Here is a 14465-nt window from a genome sequence, read left to right as displayed (position 1 = left end):
GAAAAAAAAGGAATAAAACTATGTTGCTTTGGTTAGCAGAACTTTTTAAACAGGATATTGGTTTCTTTCGCGTTTTCGGTTTTATTACCTTTCGCGCTGTATTTGCAACCATGACGGCGATTTCTATCGGTTTGATTGCCGGTCCAGCAGTCATAAGAATGTTGACACGTTTAAAAGTTGGACAAGCAGTGCGCACTGATGGTCCGCAAACACATCTGATTAAATCGGGTACTCCGACCATGGGCGGAGCATTGGTTCTGATATCGATCGGGATTTCCACTTTACTTTGGTCAGATTTGAGTAACCGCTTTGTTTGGGTTGTCTTGATTGTCACTCTCGGTTTTGGCGCTGTGGGTTGGGTCGATGATTATCGCAAAGTTGTTTACCGTGATCCGAATGGCATGGCATCGCGGGAAAAATTTTTCTGGCAATCTTTGATAGGCATCGTGGCAGCAATCTATCTCGCATTTTCTGTCTCAGCTCCGACGAATAGTAAAGTGATGGAACTATTCTTTGCATGGGTGCAATCGGGATTGAGTATGGATTTGCCACCGAAAGCGGATTTGATTATTCCCTTCTTTAAGACTTTTAATTATCCACTCGGAGTATGGGGTTTCATCGCACTGACTTTTTGCGTCATTGTGGGCACCAGCAACGCGGTTAATTTGACCGATGGACTCGACGGCTTAGCAATTATGCCGACGATCATGGTTGGTTCTGCTCTTGGCATTTTTGCCTACTTAACCGGTCACGCAGGATATTCAAAATATTTGTTGATTCCTTTTATCCCCGGTGCTGGAGAATTACTTATCTTCTGCGGCGCAATGGCAGGAGCCGGTTTGGCATTCTTATGGTTTAACGCACATCCTGCCCAAGTCTTCATGGGGGATGTTGGTGCCTTAGCACTCGGCGGTGCACTTGGTACCATAGCTGTCATCGTTCGCCAGGAAGTTGTTTTGTTTATCATGGGTGGAATTTTTGTTGTCGAAACCTTTTCAGTCATGTTGCAAGTGACTTATTTTAAGTTCACCAAAAAAAGATACGGAGTAGGGAAACGATTGTTTTTGATGGCACCCCTCCATCACCATTTTGAACAAAAGGGTTGGAAAGAAACGCAAGTCGTGGTGCGGTTTTGGATCGTTACGATGTTGTTGGTATTGTTGGGACTGTCTTCCTTAAAGTTACGTTGAAAGTTTCAATCTTAAGGCGTGTCCTTGTTTAATCGAGGATTCTCTAATTTCATATTTGAATGCTTGGTTTGTGATGATAAATTTTCTCGAAAAACGTGTGTTGATTGCTGGTCTCGGTGAATCCGGGTTAGCTATGGCACGTTGGTTAAAACGGTGCGGCGCAGTCTTGCGTGTGACCGACACCCGAGACAATCCAGAACGACTTGCAGCGTTAAGTGCTTTGGATCCAGAAGTTGAGTTTATTGGCGGTGGTTTTCGACTCAGTAGCCTTGACGGAATTGAGATTATTTTCGTTAGCCCTGGACTTGCGCCTAATGGTGAATTGTATCCACTTCTGCAATTGGCGAATGAACGTGGAATTCCGGTTTGGGGCGAAGTCGAATTGTTCGCGCAAGCATTGCGGCAATTACAGACAGACAAAAAGTATCATCCAAAAATCATCGCTATCACTGGAACAAACGGAAAGACGACCGTGACCAGTCTTACGGGGCAATTGTGTTTGCGTGCTGGGATGCAGGCAAAAATTGCTGGCAACATCAGCCCTGCGATGTTAGATGTTCTGTGTGAATGCGTTGATAGTGATAGTTTGCCTCAAGTATGGATCTTGGAGCTGTCTAGTTTTCAATTGCACACCAATGTTAGCTTGGAGCCGGATGTTGCGACGGTTTTGAATCTTACGCAGGATCACCTTGACTGGCATGGTGATATGAAAAATTACGCGGCTGACAAAGCAAGAATTTTCGGTACGAATACTTTGCAAGTCCTCAATCGTGATGACGAGCAAGTACTTGCAATGCAGCGGCCAAACGTTCGTTTCACCAGCTTCTCGGTTCACGCACCAAAAGCAGATGGAGAATTTGGTTTGTTAAATGAACAAGGAATGACCTGGCTTGCTGTCGCAAATGCTGATGAGGAAGAATCGACCAGCTCGCGCAAACGTAAGAAAGAAAACTTAGAACTTCCCGTGACGGTCAGTCGCCTGATGCCAGCAGATGCCTTGCAAATCCGCGGGCAACATAACGCAGCCAATGCCTTGGCTGCACTGGCACTTTGCAGAGGAATCGGACTACCGTTAGCACCACTTTTGCATGCTTTGCGCGAATATAAGGGCGAGCCACATCGTGTTGAACGCGTCGCGACGATCGCAGATGTTGACTATTTCGACGACAGTAAAGGTACCAATGTTGGCGCAACCGTTGCTGCATTGCAGGGACTTGGTGAAGAAAAAGGCGGGTCTGGCAAACATATTATTTTGATTGCTGGTGGAGATGGCAAAGGACAGGATTTTCAGCCGCTTGCGCTACCCATTTCTCGCTATGTTAAGCAAGTTCTGTTGATTGGAAAAGATGCTGTACAAATTCAAGCAGCTCTTCAAGTCTCAGGTGTGACTGTCACACTTTTGAAAACATTGGAAGATGCAGTATTACTTGCTGCCGAGATTGCTGTAGCCGGCGATATCGTTTTACTCTCGCCAGCTTGCGCGAGTCTCGATATGTTCAGAAATTATGCGCATCGTGCGCAGGTGTTTGTGGATTCAGTACGTGAAATTGCGCTGAGTCAGGGGGAAATTTGCTGATGAAGCAATTGCTGCTCAATTGGAATTTTTGGCGTTCTTCGTCTGCGTCGCAGACGGCGCCTCAATTTGTGCAGCGTTCAAAGATGATGGAGTACGATCAGAGTTTGGTATGGGTGACCTTAATTTTGATGACATTCGGTATGGTAATGGTGTATTCCGCATCGATTGCTTTGCCCGATTCACCTAAATATGCAAACTACAAAAATAATCATTTTTTAGTAAGACAAGCGATGTTTGTCACGTTCTCTATCGTTGTTAGCTTTTTGGTTTTTCGGGTGAAAGTAGAGACTTGGCAGAAAGCAGCGCCTTACTTGTTCATTGCGACCTTAGTTTTACTTGTGATGGTTTTGATTCCCGGTTTAGGTAAAGGCGTAAATGGTGCGAAACGATGGTTGTCATTCAAAGTATTTAATTTGCAGCCCTCTGAGTTAATGAAATTATTCATGGTGTTGTATGCCGCTGACTACACAGTGCGAAAACAAGAGTTCATGCATAAATTGACCAAGGGCTTTTTGCCGATGATGATCACGGTAGCTGTGCTGGGATTGCTGCTACTACTCGAACCAGATCTTGGCGCATTTGGCGTGATTGTTTGCATCGCGATGGGCATCTTGTTTTTGGGTGGAATTAATGGCATTTGGTTTGGCGGCATTGCTGCGACCTTGGTTGGGATCTTTACTTCAGTCATTCTGTTGTCGCCTTGGCGACGGGAGCGTATTTTTGCCTACTTGAATCCATTCGAGGAAGATAATGCACTCGGAAAAGCATATCAGCTGACGCACTCCTTGATTGCATTTGGACGTGGTGAACTATTTGGAGTGGGTTTAGGTGCGAGTGTTGAAAAGTTGCATTACCTTCCGGAAGCGCATACAGACTTTCTTTTAGCTGTCATCGGTGAGGAGCTTGGCTTTGTGGGTGTGATCACCGTGATTTTTATGTTTTACTGGATCGTGAAGCGTGCGTTCGATATTGGACGGCAAGCGATTGTTTTGGACGCGACATTTGCTGGTTTGGCTGCTAAAGGTATCGGGATTTGGATTGGTGTTCAGACCTTTATTAATATGGGCGTCAACCTTGGCGTTCTTCCGACCAAGGGTTTGACCTTGCCTTTGATGAGTTATGGTGGTTCAGGTGTTCTAATTAACTGTATCGGTTTGACCCTGTTACTTCGAATCGACTATGAAAATCGATTGATGATGCGCGGGGGGCGTGTATGAGCAAATTAACGACGAAGCATCTCATGATTATGGCCGCGGGAACCGGCGGACATATTTTTCCTGGACTTGCTATCGCGGCAGAAATGCAATCACGTGGTTGGACTGTATCTTGGTTGGGAACGAAAGCGGGGATGGAAACAGCGATCGTTGCGCAACACGGCATTCCGATGGATCAGCTTGATTTCACAGGTATGCGGGGAAAAGGTTTGCGACACAGTATCAATGGCGCAATAAAGTTGATAGGAAGTTTCTTTGCTTGCATTGATATCGTTAGAAGGCGTCGACCTGATTTAGTGTTAGGAATGGGCGGCTACGTTACGGTACCAGGGGGAATCAGTAGTGCATTGATGGGGAAGCCTGTTATCGTGATGAATGCGGATGCGCCACTTTTACTCTCGAACAAGCTCTTAAAACCTTTTGCAAGAAAATTGATGTTTGGGTTGCCTTCCGCTACGCCGGTTTATGATAAAAAAATGGTTTTGACAGGTAACCCTATTCGCCGCGAGATTTGCGCCGTTGCACCACCAGCTGAGAGGTATCCGGCACGTCAAGGCCCCCTTCGAATTTTGGTTGTTGGCGGTAGCTTGGGTGCGAAAGCGCTCAATGAAATTGTTCCAGAGGCGCTTGCACTGATCCCTGAGCAAAGTCGACCACTGATTACCCATCAGTCAGGCAAGCAGCATGTGGAGGAGCTTCGTCAACGTTATAGTCGACTTGGCGTGAATGCTGAGGTGCTCGACTTCATAGAAGATATGCCACGTCGTTATGCAGAAGTTGATCTGGTGATTTGTCGAGCAGGTGCGATTACAGTTTCGGAATTAACCGGAGCCGGTGTCGCAAGTATTTTGATTCCGTTGGTTGCATCGAGTACTTCGCATCAAAGAGCGAATGCAGAATGGTTAAGTGGAGCTGGTGGAGCAGTGCATTTGCCGCAAGTGGAATTAAATCCCAGTAGCTTGGCGCAACTCATTCAAGACATGAGAAGAGCGCATTGTTTGCAACTCGCCACAGCCGCTTATCAGCTTGGGAGGCGCGAAGCAACCGATACGATCGCCACAATTATCGAAGAACTGACCTAAAGAATTTTGTAGAGAAGAAAAAATGAAACATAAAGTAAAGCACTTGCATTTTGTTGGTATTGGCGGCTCAGGCATGAGCGGTATCGCTGAGGTGCTATTGAATTTAGGTTATGTCATCTCGGGTTCCGATTTAAGTAGCAATGTTGCTTCACAACGATTGGCAAGTCTTGGTGCAAGGGTCATCATAGGACATGCGGCGAGCAATATTGAAGGTGCAGATGCAGTCGTCATATCGACAGCTGTCAAGTCAGATAATCCAGAGGTCGTGGCCGCACGCGAGAGACATATCCCTGTTGTTCCGAGAGCTTTAATGTTGACGGAATTAATGAGATTGAAAAGTGGTATCGCAATTGCGGGTACACACGGTAAAACGACCACAACAAGTTTGGTCGCGAGTATTTTGGCAGAAGGCGGTTTAGATCCAACGTTCGTGATTGGAGGATTGCTAAATAGCGCTGGTGCGAATGCGAAGTTAGGCAGCGGTCAATACATCGTTGCAGAAGCAGATGAATCTGATGCATCGTTTCTTAATCTATTGCCAGTCATAGAAGTGATCACAAATATCGATGCAGATCACATGGAAACATATGACCATGATTTCGCCAAATTGAAGCAAGCATTTGTCGATTTTACTCAGCGTTTACCTTTCTATGGTGTCGCGATGCTGTGTATGGATGACGCAAATATTCGAGAAATCATGCCCAGAATTACAAAAACCATCGTTACTTATGGTTTTCATGAAGAAGCAGAAGTTCGTGCGATTAATGCCAGTGCCGCGGATGGAAAGATGCATTTTACGGTGGTTCAAAAGGGCTATGCAGACATGCAGGTCAGCCTAAATCAACCCGGTATGCACAATGTTCAGAATGCTTGCGCAGCGATAGCAATCGCTCGGGAGGTTGGGGTTGAAGATGCCGCGACGCAAAAAGCACTGAGCGAATTTAATGGAGTAGGACGGCGATTTACGCGATATGGAGAAATCCCGTTGGAAACAGGGGGGAGTTTCGCTTTGGTTGATGATTACGGACATCATCCTGTTGAGATGGCAGCTACTCTGTCGGCGGCTCGAGGCGCGTATCCGGGACGCCGTTTGGTGCTAGCTTTCCAACCACATCGGTTTACTCGGACGCGTGATTTATTTGAAGATTTTGTGAAAGTTATCTCGACTGCCGATGCTGTAGTTCTCGCTGAGGTTTATGCCGCGGGAGAAGCGCCTATCGTAGCGGCAGATGGCAGAGCCATGGCGCGAGCCCTTCGGGTACTCGGAAAAGTTGAACCAATTTTTGTCGAAGAGATGAACGAAATGCCTGCCGCTTTGCGGCAAATGTTGAACGCTGGTGATGTGTTAATTGTGATGGGGGCTGGTTCGATAAGTTCGGTACCAGCGAAGTTGGCCGCAGCACATTGAATCAAGTAATACCGCCACATATGTGAACGTTAGATTGAAAGAATAGATCATGAAAGAGTTAGGTAAAGTTGGTGTTTTGTTTGGCGGTCGCTCTGCGGAACGCGAAGTGTCTATCATGTCGGGAACGGGAGTGTTGAATGCGTTAAGAAGTCGTGGTGTTGACGCGCATGGATTTGACCCTGCCGAGCGCAGTTTGGCCGAACTCGCCGCGGAAAAATTCGATCGCGTCTTTATTGCATTGCATGGACGATTTGGTGAAGACGGCAGCTTGCAAGGTGCATTGGAACAATTAGGGATTCCCTATACGGGGAGTGGGGTAATGGCTTCGTCGCTAGCGATGGATAAGATTTTCACGAAGAAAATCTGGCTATACCATGGACTGACAACGCCAAAATATGCTGTGCTCAATAAGGATACAGATCTCGAACAAATACCAACACAATTGGGATTGCCTTTGATTGTTAAACCTCCGCACGAGGGATCCACTATTGGCATCACAAAAGTCGTCGCAGCGGAAGGGCTTTCCGCAGCGTATCGACTGGCTGCAGGCTTTGACGAGGAAGTCTTAGCAGAAGAGTTTATTCAAGGCCGCGAATTGACTGTGGCAGTTTTGGGTCGCGGAGCAAGTGCGTATGCGTTGCCCTTGATTGAGATCGTTGCTCCTGACGGGAATTATGATTATCAAAATAAATATTTTACCGATGATACGCAATATCTTTGCCCTGCCCCTATTAATGACACGCTGGCATTAGAAATCAAAACAATGTGCGAGGCAGCATATCGTGCAGTGAACTGCGAAGGTTGGGCTCGGATCGACGTCTTGTTACGCTCTTCCGATGACAAACCTTTTTTGATTGAAATTAATACTTCGCCAGGAATGACAGGGCACTCTTTGGTGCCGATGGCGGCAAAGGCGGCAGGTATGAGTTATGAAGATGTGTGTATTGAAATCTTGAAAACAGCAAGATTGAAAACAGCACCAGATTCAAACTAGTTTAGTTCGTAGAAAGTTAAATGAATTTATGTGGCAAGACGTAAGGTTGTTAAATGCGATCGCGAATGTCTTATTCAGCTTTGTGTTGCTTGCCATGGCGGTATCGGGCGTTTGGTGGGTGATCAATCGACCAGTTTTTAACTTGCATGTTGTGCGTGTGGTCGCGGATAGTCAGCAGAATTTGCGTCATGTGAATGCCTTGACGATACGAGATCAAGCATTGCCCAAAATAAGTGGAAATTTTTTCACGACTAATTTGGATGCAGTTCGGGCGGCATTTGAATTGGTCCCTTGGGTGAGGAAGGCAAGTGTCCAACGTGTTTGGCCAGATAAATTGATCGTTCGTATTGATGAGCATGAGGTATTGGGAACTTGGGGCGAGGATGGTCGTTTGGTTTCCATTGCTGGAGATGTGTTTACCGCGAATTTGGCTGAAGCCGAAGAGGACGTGGAGTTGGTCGGATTCTCAGGGCCAGATGGTAGTGAAAAGGAAGTTGTTGCACAGTATCGCCAGTTCAAAGAGTGGTTTGCGCAAATTGGATTGGAACCTGAATTAGTCGAATATTCAACTCGTTATGCATGGAGTGTGAAACTCAACAATGGTATGCAAGTTGAGTTGGGCAAAGCTCAGGATGCTAAAGGTTTGAAAAAGCGAGTTGATCAATTGGTGAAAGTGTATCCGCAATTGGTTACTCGCCTACAAGGAAACATTGTTAGTGTTGATATGCGCTACCCAAATGGACTGGCTTTGAGGGCTGGTAGCAAGGACGTAGTGTTGAACGGAAGATGACATCCTTCGCATAACATAACTGGATGTCGAGAATGCAGACTTCGATGTTGCTTAGCAATGTCGGAGCTATAAAAGGCAATAAGCACTTTAGATTGGTAAGTGAAAGATTATGACAAAAGACGCAAAAAATTTAATCGTTGGCCTAGATATCGGAACTTCGAAAATCGTAGCGGTCGTCGCAGAAGTGATGCCAGATGGTCGTCATGAAGTGATCGGGCTCGGACAGCATGAATCGCGAGGATTAAAAAAAGGCGTCGTGGTGAATATCGAAGCGACTGTCGAATCGATACAGCGCGCCTTGGAAGAAGCTGAGCTGATGGCAGATTGTAAAATCCGTACAGTATATACGGGCATTGCAGGCAGTCATATTCGCAGCTTTAATTCGAGCGGCATGGTCGCAATTAAAGACAAAGAAGTGACCGCAATGGATGTCTCGCGTGTGATTGAAACGGCGAAGGCGGTGAATATTCCGACTGATCAACAGTTGCTTCATACTTTGCCACAAGAGTTTATCGTCGATAGTCAAGATGATGTGCGGGAACCAATTGGGATGAGTGGCATTCGTCTAGAAGTCAAAGTGCATATTGTTACTGGGGCGGTTTCGGCCGTTCAGAACATCGTGAAATGCGTGCGTCGATGTGGCTTAGAAGTGTCGGATTTGATTTTGCAACCGATGGCTTCAGCGGATGCAGTCTTAACGAACGACGAAAAAGAATTGGGCGTTGTACTCATTGATATCGGCGGCGGCACCACCGATGTGGCAGTTTTCAGCGAAGGTTCGATTCGCCATACCGCGGTCATCCCAATTGCAGGAGATCAAATTACGAATGATATTGCGATGGCTTTGCGTACTCCAACCTCAGAAGCGGAAGAAATCAAAATTCGCTTTGGTGTAGCAAAACAAGTGTTAGCAGATCCTGCGGATAGTCTTGAAGTGCCAGGCTTGGGTGACCGTGGACCTAGATCCCTATCGCGCCAAGCTTTAGCGGCAGTAATCGAGCCTCGAGTTGAGGAATTATTCGCGTTGGTTCATCAAGTTGTACGCGAATCTGGATATGAAGATGTCCTGTCATCGGGAATTGTTTTGACCGGTGGATCTTCGACCATGCAAGGAATGGTCGAAATGGCGGAAGATATTTTTCTTAAACCTGCGCGATTGGGGATGCCGGCCTACAGCGGTCAGTTAGCTGATGTGGTTCGTAGCCCACGTTATGCAACGGTATTAGGTTTGTTGTTGGAAGCGAAGAAGCAGTATTTACGTGGTCATATTGTGACTCGTCAAGCAGGTTCTGCCAGTGCAGTTTGGCAGCGTATGAAAGAGTGGTTTCAAGGGAATTTTTAATTCCATCTTTTGTTTTAAAAAATAGTGTTTGTTTTATAGACGAAATGAGGCGATTTACAGCAGATTTTTCACAAATAATTGCTGTAATCATTTTATAATGGTGTGAATTACAGTTTTTATTCGCTAGGCGTCACATCGTGTGAGGATTAGCGACTGAAAACTGCCTACTTGGGGGATTCATGATGGAGTTCGATATGGTCGATAACGCTACGCAAGGCACAGTGATCAAAGTTGTTGGTGTCGGTGGCGCAGGTGGTAACGCAGTTCAGCACATGATTAATAAAGGTGTTTCGGGCGTGGAGTTCATCGCTGCAAATACCGATGCTCAAGCGCTGACACAATCTAGTGCACATAATGTGATTCAAATCGGTGAGACTGGTCTTGGTGCTGGTATGAAACCTGAAGTGGGTCGTCAATTGGCGGAAGATTCTCGCTCTCGTATCGAAGACGCATTGCGCGGTGCGCATATGGTTTTCATCGCTGCAGGTATGGGCGGTGGTACAGGTACAGGTGCTGCACCAGTGGTCGCCCAAATCGCGAAAGAACAAGGTGCGTTGACTGTCGCGGTGGTATCTAAACCATTTTCTTACGAAGGCAAGAAATGTATGGATATTGCTGATGAAGGTTTAGATGCACTATCTAAACACGTTGATTCATTGATCATCATCTTAAATGAAAAACTTGAAGAGATTTACGAAGATGACAGCATGATCGAATGGTTAGGTCATGCTGATAACGTGTTGAATAATGCAGTTGCTGGTATCGCTGAAATTATTAATGTACCAGGTCATATTAACGTCGATTTCAATGACGTGAAAACGATTATGGGCGAACAAGGTAAGGCGATGATGGGAACGGCGACAGCTTCTGGTGTCGATCGTGCGCGTATCGCTGCAGAACAAGCGGTTGCTTCACCGTTGTTAGATGGAATTGATTTGTCCGGTGCGCGAGGTGTGTTAGTGAATGTGACTGCAAGCCGCGGATTGAAGGGTAAAGAAATCAAAGAGGTAATGGCGGCTGTGCGCGCCTTTGCGGCTCCAGATGCATCGATTGCTCAGGGTATTGCTTACGATGATGCAATGGGTGATGAGATTCGCGTGACTGTGGTGGCAACAGGTTTGGGGCGTGGCAAGAAAAATATCCAGTTAGTTCAAACACCTGTTTTGCGTACAGGTACTAGTGATGAGCCAGTGATGATGGCAAGCCCTGCTGTTGCAAGTGGTGTGAGCAAAACGACGACGGTTAGTGCCGGTTTCGACAGTTTGACAAAGCCAGCTGTGTGGCGTCATTCTGCGACGGAGCAGGTTCGAGCATTAGAAAAAAATGGGATGGAAACCTACGATATCCCTGCTTTTCTTCGAAAACAGGCTGACTAAGTAGATTGAATCCTAGACTCAAGCGAGTAATTGAGTTTCGCAAACAAAAAACGCCAGTCGACTGACTGGCGTTTTTGCTTTCTGCAGGTTTCTTTTGTTTAAGGCATACTTGCAAACTTCGCTGGAATTCAACTTGGGATGATTTTCAGTCGACTTTTTTGTTATTGTTAGAATTTAAAAGGGAGCACATTATGAGCATCAAAATAGGTGATCAACTACCAGCGGGAAACTTGGCGGAGTTCATTGAAGTGGAATCAGAGGGCTGTTCTTTAGGCCCCAATAATTTTGATGTAGCTGCCCTCACAAAGGGTAAGACGATTGCAATTTTCGGTTTGCCTGGTGCGTACACACCGACTTGTTCCGCAAAGCATGTACCTGGCTATGTTGAGCATGCTGCGGCTTTAAAAGCAAAAGGCGTCGATGAAATCTGGTGTATTTCAGTGAATGATGCGTTTGTAATGGGTGCTTGGGGGCGCGACCAAAAGGCAACGGGTATTGTCCGTATGATGGCTGATGGCAATGCTGCGTTTAGTAAAGCTTTGGGACTCGACGCGGATTTCAGCAAATTTGGTATGGGAGTGCGCTCACAGCGATACTCTATGGTTGTGGTTGATGGTACTGTGAAGCATCTGAATGTGGAAGAGGGTGGTAATTTTGCTGTGTCCAATGCAGAAACCATGTTGGCCCAATTAGCTTAAATTTCGCTTTGAGTCAGTTATAAGTACAACAAGTGCGCTTTCATGGTGCGCTTGTTGTTGTCTGTTGAATACGTAGTTTGGAAACGCCCGTGCGATATTCCATCGCGCTTTATAATCTCGCTATGTTAAAGCAAAGAACAATACAACAAGAAGTAAAAACAATCGGGGTTGGTGTCCACTCTGGGACCAAGGTCACCTTGACTCTACGCCCTGCACCAATTGACACTGGAATCGTATTTACACGGGTTGATTTGCAGCCGCCTGTCGTGTTTCCAGCAACTGCGTTAAATATTGGTGACACAAAAATGGCGTCGACCTTAATCAAAGAAGGCGCCAAAGTGTCGACAGTCGAGCACTTGTTATCAGCCTGCGCGGGCCTAGGTATTGATAATTTATATATCGATGTTAGTGCGGAAGAGATCCCTATTATGGACGGTTCTGCTTCCTCTTTCGTCTATTTGCTACAGCAAGCAGGCATGGAAGAACAATTAGCCGCAAAAAAATTCATACGTGTTCTGAAGCCTGTTGAGATTCGAGAAGGTACAGGAAAGTCAGAGAAGTGGGCGAGGTTAGAGCCCTATGATGGATTTAAGTTACATTTCTTTATCGAGTTTAATCATCCTGCTGTTGATGGCACTAGTCAAACGGCTGAAGTCGATTTTGAGCAAGTATCCTATGTGAAAGATGTTGCTCGAGCCCGCACGTTTGGTTTTATGCAAGATGTCGAAATGTTGCGAGGGATTGGCTTGGCTCGCGGTGGCTCGTTGGAAAATGCGATTGTAATGGATGAGTATCGTATCCTGAATGCAGATGGATTGCGATTTGATGATGAATTCGTTCGTCATAAAATCTTGGACGCAATCGGTGATTTATATCTAATTGGACACCCATTCTTAGCAAGTTATGTTGCGCACAAATCAGGGCACGGATTGAATAATCAACTTTTACGAGTTTTATTGTCGCAGCCTGACTCTTTTGAAATTGTTAGTTTTGAAGATGATCAAATGGCGCCCCGTTCCTATGCTGATCAAGAGCGACGAGAATGGGCAATGAACTAAGTTATTGACTTGGTTTTATCAGATTAGAGTTTTGGCTCAGTTTCTATTTGATTTGGTTTCGACTAAGCAATCGACTCAGAGCTGCTTTTAGTTCGGCATTTTGTGGGGTTGCTTCTAAGCTATTTTCTAAATTTTGAAATGCATTCAAAGCTGGCCTTGTAAGAAGAGCCTGTTTGATAGCTGTGGGCTTTTCGATAACGCGTTTCACTTGTACTTTAATCTTGATTGCGTTAATCTGCCATCCTCGTTGTTGCAAATGTATCTGCAGTTTTGGTAACTGCTGTTTTAATTTCGTTGCAATAGAGGCGTTTGGTGCAGACATCACAAGATGTTCATCATTGAGGTTAAGAACCTCGCACGCATCAAAGATAGCGGGCAAAATGCTTCGACATTCTTTTTGAAGCGAAATGTTCCTCTTAACAGTCGGTAATAATGGCGATAATTTATCATTTTGACGTAAAAATGATGCTATTTCATTGCTTTGAGCCATTTTTTTGCTGCGTTTGACATTTAGTCGGTAAGTCGGATGAGGTAATTGCATAAACGGCACATTACCATAATTCAGTCTTGTTGATCACGGAGGTAATGCTTAATGCAAGTGATTATCATGCATTCTCGCTTGACTCGGGCAAAGTCAGTTACTTTGTCATCAAAACATTTATTTGCTTTTCTCTCAGCATTTGCATTATTAGTATTGCTAGTCGCATTTGTATTGATGGGTATTTTAGGTCGCATCGCGTCGACCGATTCGACCTTAATGAAGAGTATATTGCCACAGGCTTTTCAAGCTTCCGCGAATGTATCATTGACAGGCAACGACAAATACTTGAAAGAGAATTTGAATGCGATGGCGGTCAAAATTGGTGAGATGCAAGCGCAATTGATTCGACTTGATGCACTTGGAGAGAGAGTGCAGGGCTTAGCAGGTGTTAAGCCAGAGGAGTTTAATTTCAAAGAAGCACCAGCTCGCGGCGGTGCTGAGATTGTTGCTGATACAGCCAAACAAGATTTGAGCTTGCAAGACTTTCAGACTGCCCTCGACGCCTTATCAAAAGATCTGAATTATCGTTCTGATTATTTGAATGTTGTTGAATCAAAATTGATGAGCTACAAGCTTCAAGCAAAATTGTTGCCGACCATTGTTCCTGTCAATGTTGGTTACAATGCGTCAACGTTTGGGCGACGCCTCGACCCATTTTCAGGTCGGACCGCCTTTCATGAAGGCTTGGACTTTTCGGCTCCAACGGGTACCCCCATAGTCGCTGCGGCGGGTGGGGTTGTGGTTGCCGCCGAGTATCACCCTGAGTTTGGGAATATGTTGGAAATTGATCATGGTGCTGACATGATCACTCGCTATGCTCATGCTTCTAAATTGTTGGCGAAAGTTGGGGATATTGTGAAACGGGGTCAACATATTGCCAATATTGGATCGACGGGACGGTCGACTGGAGCACACTTACATTTTGAAGTCAGAATTAAAGGTGTCGCTCAAAATCCACATAAGTTTCTCAATCCTGGCAATGACCGGGTCGATCATTCAAAACTTGCAAATTACTATCGCCAATTGCCAAATTGAAGCGAGTTGTGCGGGAGCAGCATTCTCTTGATCTTGAATTTGTTCGATTTGTCTCCATCTCGATTCTAACTTCGCTTTCTAAATAGGATAAATTCTGGAAAGCTGTGTGAGGCATGTTAAAATAAAAAGTTAATCATATCTGCTGCAATCTTGCGTTTTTT

Annotated in this window: 13 protein-coding genes; 12 read left to right on the top strand and 1 reads right to left on the bottom strand. The window is 45.5% G+C overall.

The features are described from left to right. Positions 1-20 precede the first annotated feature (20 nt). The 11 genes from mraY (at position 21) to lpxC (ending at position 12728) form a co-directional block, all read left to right on the top strand. A complete protein-coding gene (gene mraY / locus KDM90_RS06355) occupies positions 21-1190 on the top strand; it encodes a phospho-N-acetylmuramoyl-pentapeptide-transferase (protein WP_212674751.1) in 1170 nt (389 codons plus the stop codon). A gap of 73 nt (positions 1191-1263) precedes the next feature. Further along, entirely contained in the window at positions 1264-2766 is a 1503-nt protein-coding gene (gene murD / locus KDM90_RS06350) for a UDP-N-acetylmuramoyl-L-alanine--D-glutamate ligase (protein ID WP_230409641.1), read from the top strand. Positions 2767-2849: 83 nt separating this feature from the next. Beyond that, positions 2850-3983: a putative lipid II flippase FtsW gene (gene ftsW, locus KDM90_RS06345; RefSeq protein ID WP_230409677.1), complete on the top strand. Its 1134-nt coding sequence runs from the start codon at positions 2850-2852 to the stop codon at positions 3981-3983. After that, positions 3980-5062 carry an undecaprenyldiphospho-muramoylpentapeptide beta-N-acetylglucosaminyltransferase gene (gene murG / locus KDM90_RS06340; RefSeq protein WP_230409640.1) on the top strand — a complete coding sequence of 361 codons (1083 nt, stop codon included), beginning with the start codon at positions 3980-3982 and terminating at the stop codon, positions 5060-5062. The genes ftsW and murG overlap by 4 nt, the downstream gene beginning before the upstream one ends. Before the next feature lie 22 nt (positions 5063-5084). Continuing rightward, positions 5085-6470 (top strand): UDP-N-acetylmuramate--L-alanine ligase, encoded by a 1386-nt coding sequence (gene murC / locus KDM90_RS06335; RefSeq protein ID WP_212674749.1) that lies wholly within the window; start codon positions 5085-5087, stop codon positions 6468-6470. Positions 6471-6519: 49 nt separating this feature from the next. After that, complete coding sequence (locus KDM90_RS06330; RefSeq protein WP_212674748.1) at positions 6520-7464, top strand: D-alanine--D-alanine ligase; 945 nt, start codon at positions 6520-6522, stop codon at positions 7462-7464. 28 nt (positions 7465-7492) lie between these two features. Then, entirely contained in the window at positions 7493-8254 is a 762-nt protein-coding gene (locus tag KDM90_RS06325; RefSeq protein WP_212674747.1) for a cell division protein FtsQ/DivIB, read from the top strand. Between the two features lie 109 nt (positions 8255-8363). Further along, positions 8364-9596 carry a cell division protein FtsA gene (gene ftsA / locus KDM90_RS06320; RefSeq protein WP_212674746.1) on the top strand — a complete coding sequence of 411 codons (1233 nt, stop codon included), beginning with the start codon at positions 8364-8366 and terminating at the stop codon, positions 9594-9596. 182 nt (positions 9597-9778) lie between these two features. Next, positions 9779-10972, top strand: coding sequence for a cell division protein FtsZ (gene ftsZ, locus KDM90_RS06315; RefSeq protein ID WP_212675029.1), 1194 nt, complete (start codon positions 9779-9781; stop codon positions 10970-10972). Between the two features lie 191 nt (positions 10973-11163). After that, the gene (locus KDM90_RS06310) at positions 11164-11670 is read left to right on the top strand and encodes a peroxiredoxin (RefSeq protein WP_212674745.1); all 507 of its coding nucleotides are present in this window, start codon (positions 11164-11166) and stop codon (positions 11668-11670) included. Between the two features lie 122 nt (positions 11671-11792). Next, a complete protein-coding gene (gene lpxC / locus KDM90_RS06305; protein ID WP_212675028.1) occupies positions 11793-12728 on the top strand; it encodes a UDP-3-O-acyl-N-acetylglucosamine deacetylase in 936 nt (311 codons plus the stop codon). 43 nt (positions 12729-12771) lie between these two features. Here the strand turns inward: lpxC and KDM90_RS06300 are convergent, their stop codons facing one another. Then, on the bottom strand, positions 12772-13269 hold the full coding sequence (locus tag KDM90_RS06300; RefSeq protein ID WP_230409639.1) for a DciA family protein: 498 nt from the start codon (positions 13267-13269) through the stop codon (positions 12772-12774). A gap of 51 nt (positions 13270-13320) precedes the next feature. Between KDM90_RS06300 and KDM90_RS06295 the strand changes: the two genes are divergently transcribed. Further along, positions 13321-14304, top strand: a complete 984-nt coding sequence (locus KDM90_RS06295; protein ID WP_212674744.1) for a M23 family metallopeptidase — start codon at positions 13321-13323, stop codon at positions 14302-14304. The last annotated feature ends 161 nt before the right edge of the window (positions 14305-14465 follow it).

The sequence above is a fragment of the Affinundibacterium fentianense genome, from assembly GCF_018139545.1.
GTDB lineage: Bacteria > Pseudomonadota > Gammaproteobacteria > Burkholderiales > Burkholderiaceae_D > Undibacterium > Undibacterium fentianense.
Note: the sequence above shows the minus strand (reverse complement) of the source record. Positions and strands in the feature narration are given on the sequence as shown.

What these genes read in the sequence shown, in the direction of transcription:
- KDM90_RS06330 (WP_212674748.1), top strand. Translation starts at nt 6,520, where the DNA reads ATGAAAGAGTTAGGTAAAGTTGGTGTTTTGTTTGGCGGTCGCTCTGCG.
- murC (WP_212674749.1), top strand. Translation starts at nt 5,085, where the DNA reads ATGAAACATAAAGTAAAGCACTTGCATTTTGTTGGTATTGGCGGCTCA.
- ftsZ (WP_212675029.1), top strand. Translation starts at nt 9,779, where the DNA reads ATGGAGTTCGATATGGTCGATAACGCTACGCAAGGCACAGTGATCAAA.
- murD (WP_230409641.1), top strand. Translation starts at nt 1,264, where the DNA reads ATGATAAATTTTCTCGAAAAACGTGTGTTGATTGCTGGTCTCGGTGAA.
- KDM90_RS06310 (WP_212674745.1), top strand. Translation starts at nt 11,164, where the DNA reads ATGAGCATCAAAATAGGTGATCAACTACCAGCGGGAAACTTGGCGGAG.
- KDM90_RS06295 (WP_212674744.1), top strand. Translation starts at nt 13,321, where the DNA reads ATGCAAGTGATTATCATGCATTCTCGCTTGACTCGGGCAAAGTCAGTT.
- mraY (WP_212674751.1), top strand. Translation starts at nt 21, where the DNA reads ATGTTGCTTTGGTTAGCAGAACTTTTTAAACAGGATATTGGTTTCTTT.
- ftsA (WP_212674746.1), top strand. Translation starts at nt 8,364, where the DNA reads ATGACAAAAGACGCAAAAAATTTAATCGTTGGCCTAGATATCGGAACT.
- lpxC (WP_212675028.1), top strand. Translation starts at nt 11,793, where the DNA reads ATGTTAAAGCAAAGAACAATACAACAAGAAGTAAAAACAATCGGGGTT.
- KDM90_RS06325 (WP_212674747.1), top strand. Translation starts at nt 7,493, where the DNA reads ATGTGGCAAGACGTAAGGTTGTTAAATGCGATCGCGAATGTCTTATTC.
- KDM90_RS06300 (WP_230409639.1), bottom strand. Translation starts at nt 13,269, where the DNA reads ATGCAATTACCTCATCCGACTTACCGACTAAATGTCAAACGCAGCAAA.
- ftsW (WP_230409677.1), top strand. Translation starts at nt 2,850, where the DNA reads ATGATGGAGTACGATCAGAGTTTGGTATGGGTGACCTTAATTTTGATG.
- murG (WP_230409640.1), top strand. Translation starts at nt 3,980, where the DNA reads ATGAGCAAATTAACGACGAAGCATCTCATGATTATGGCCGCGGGAACC.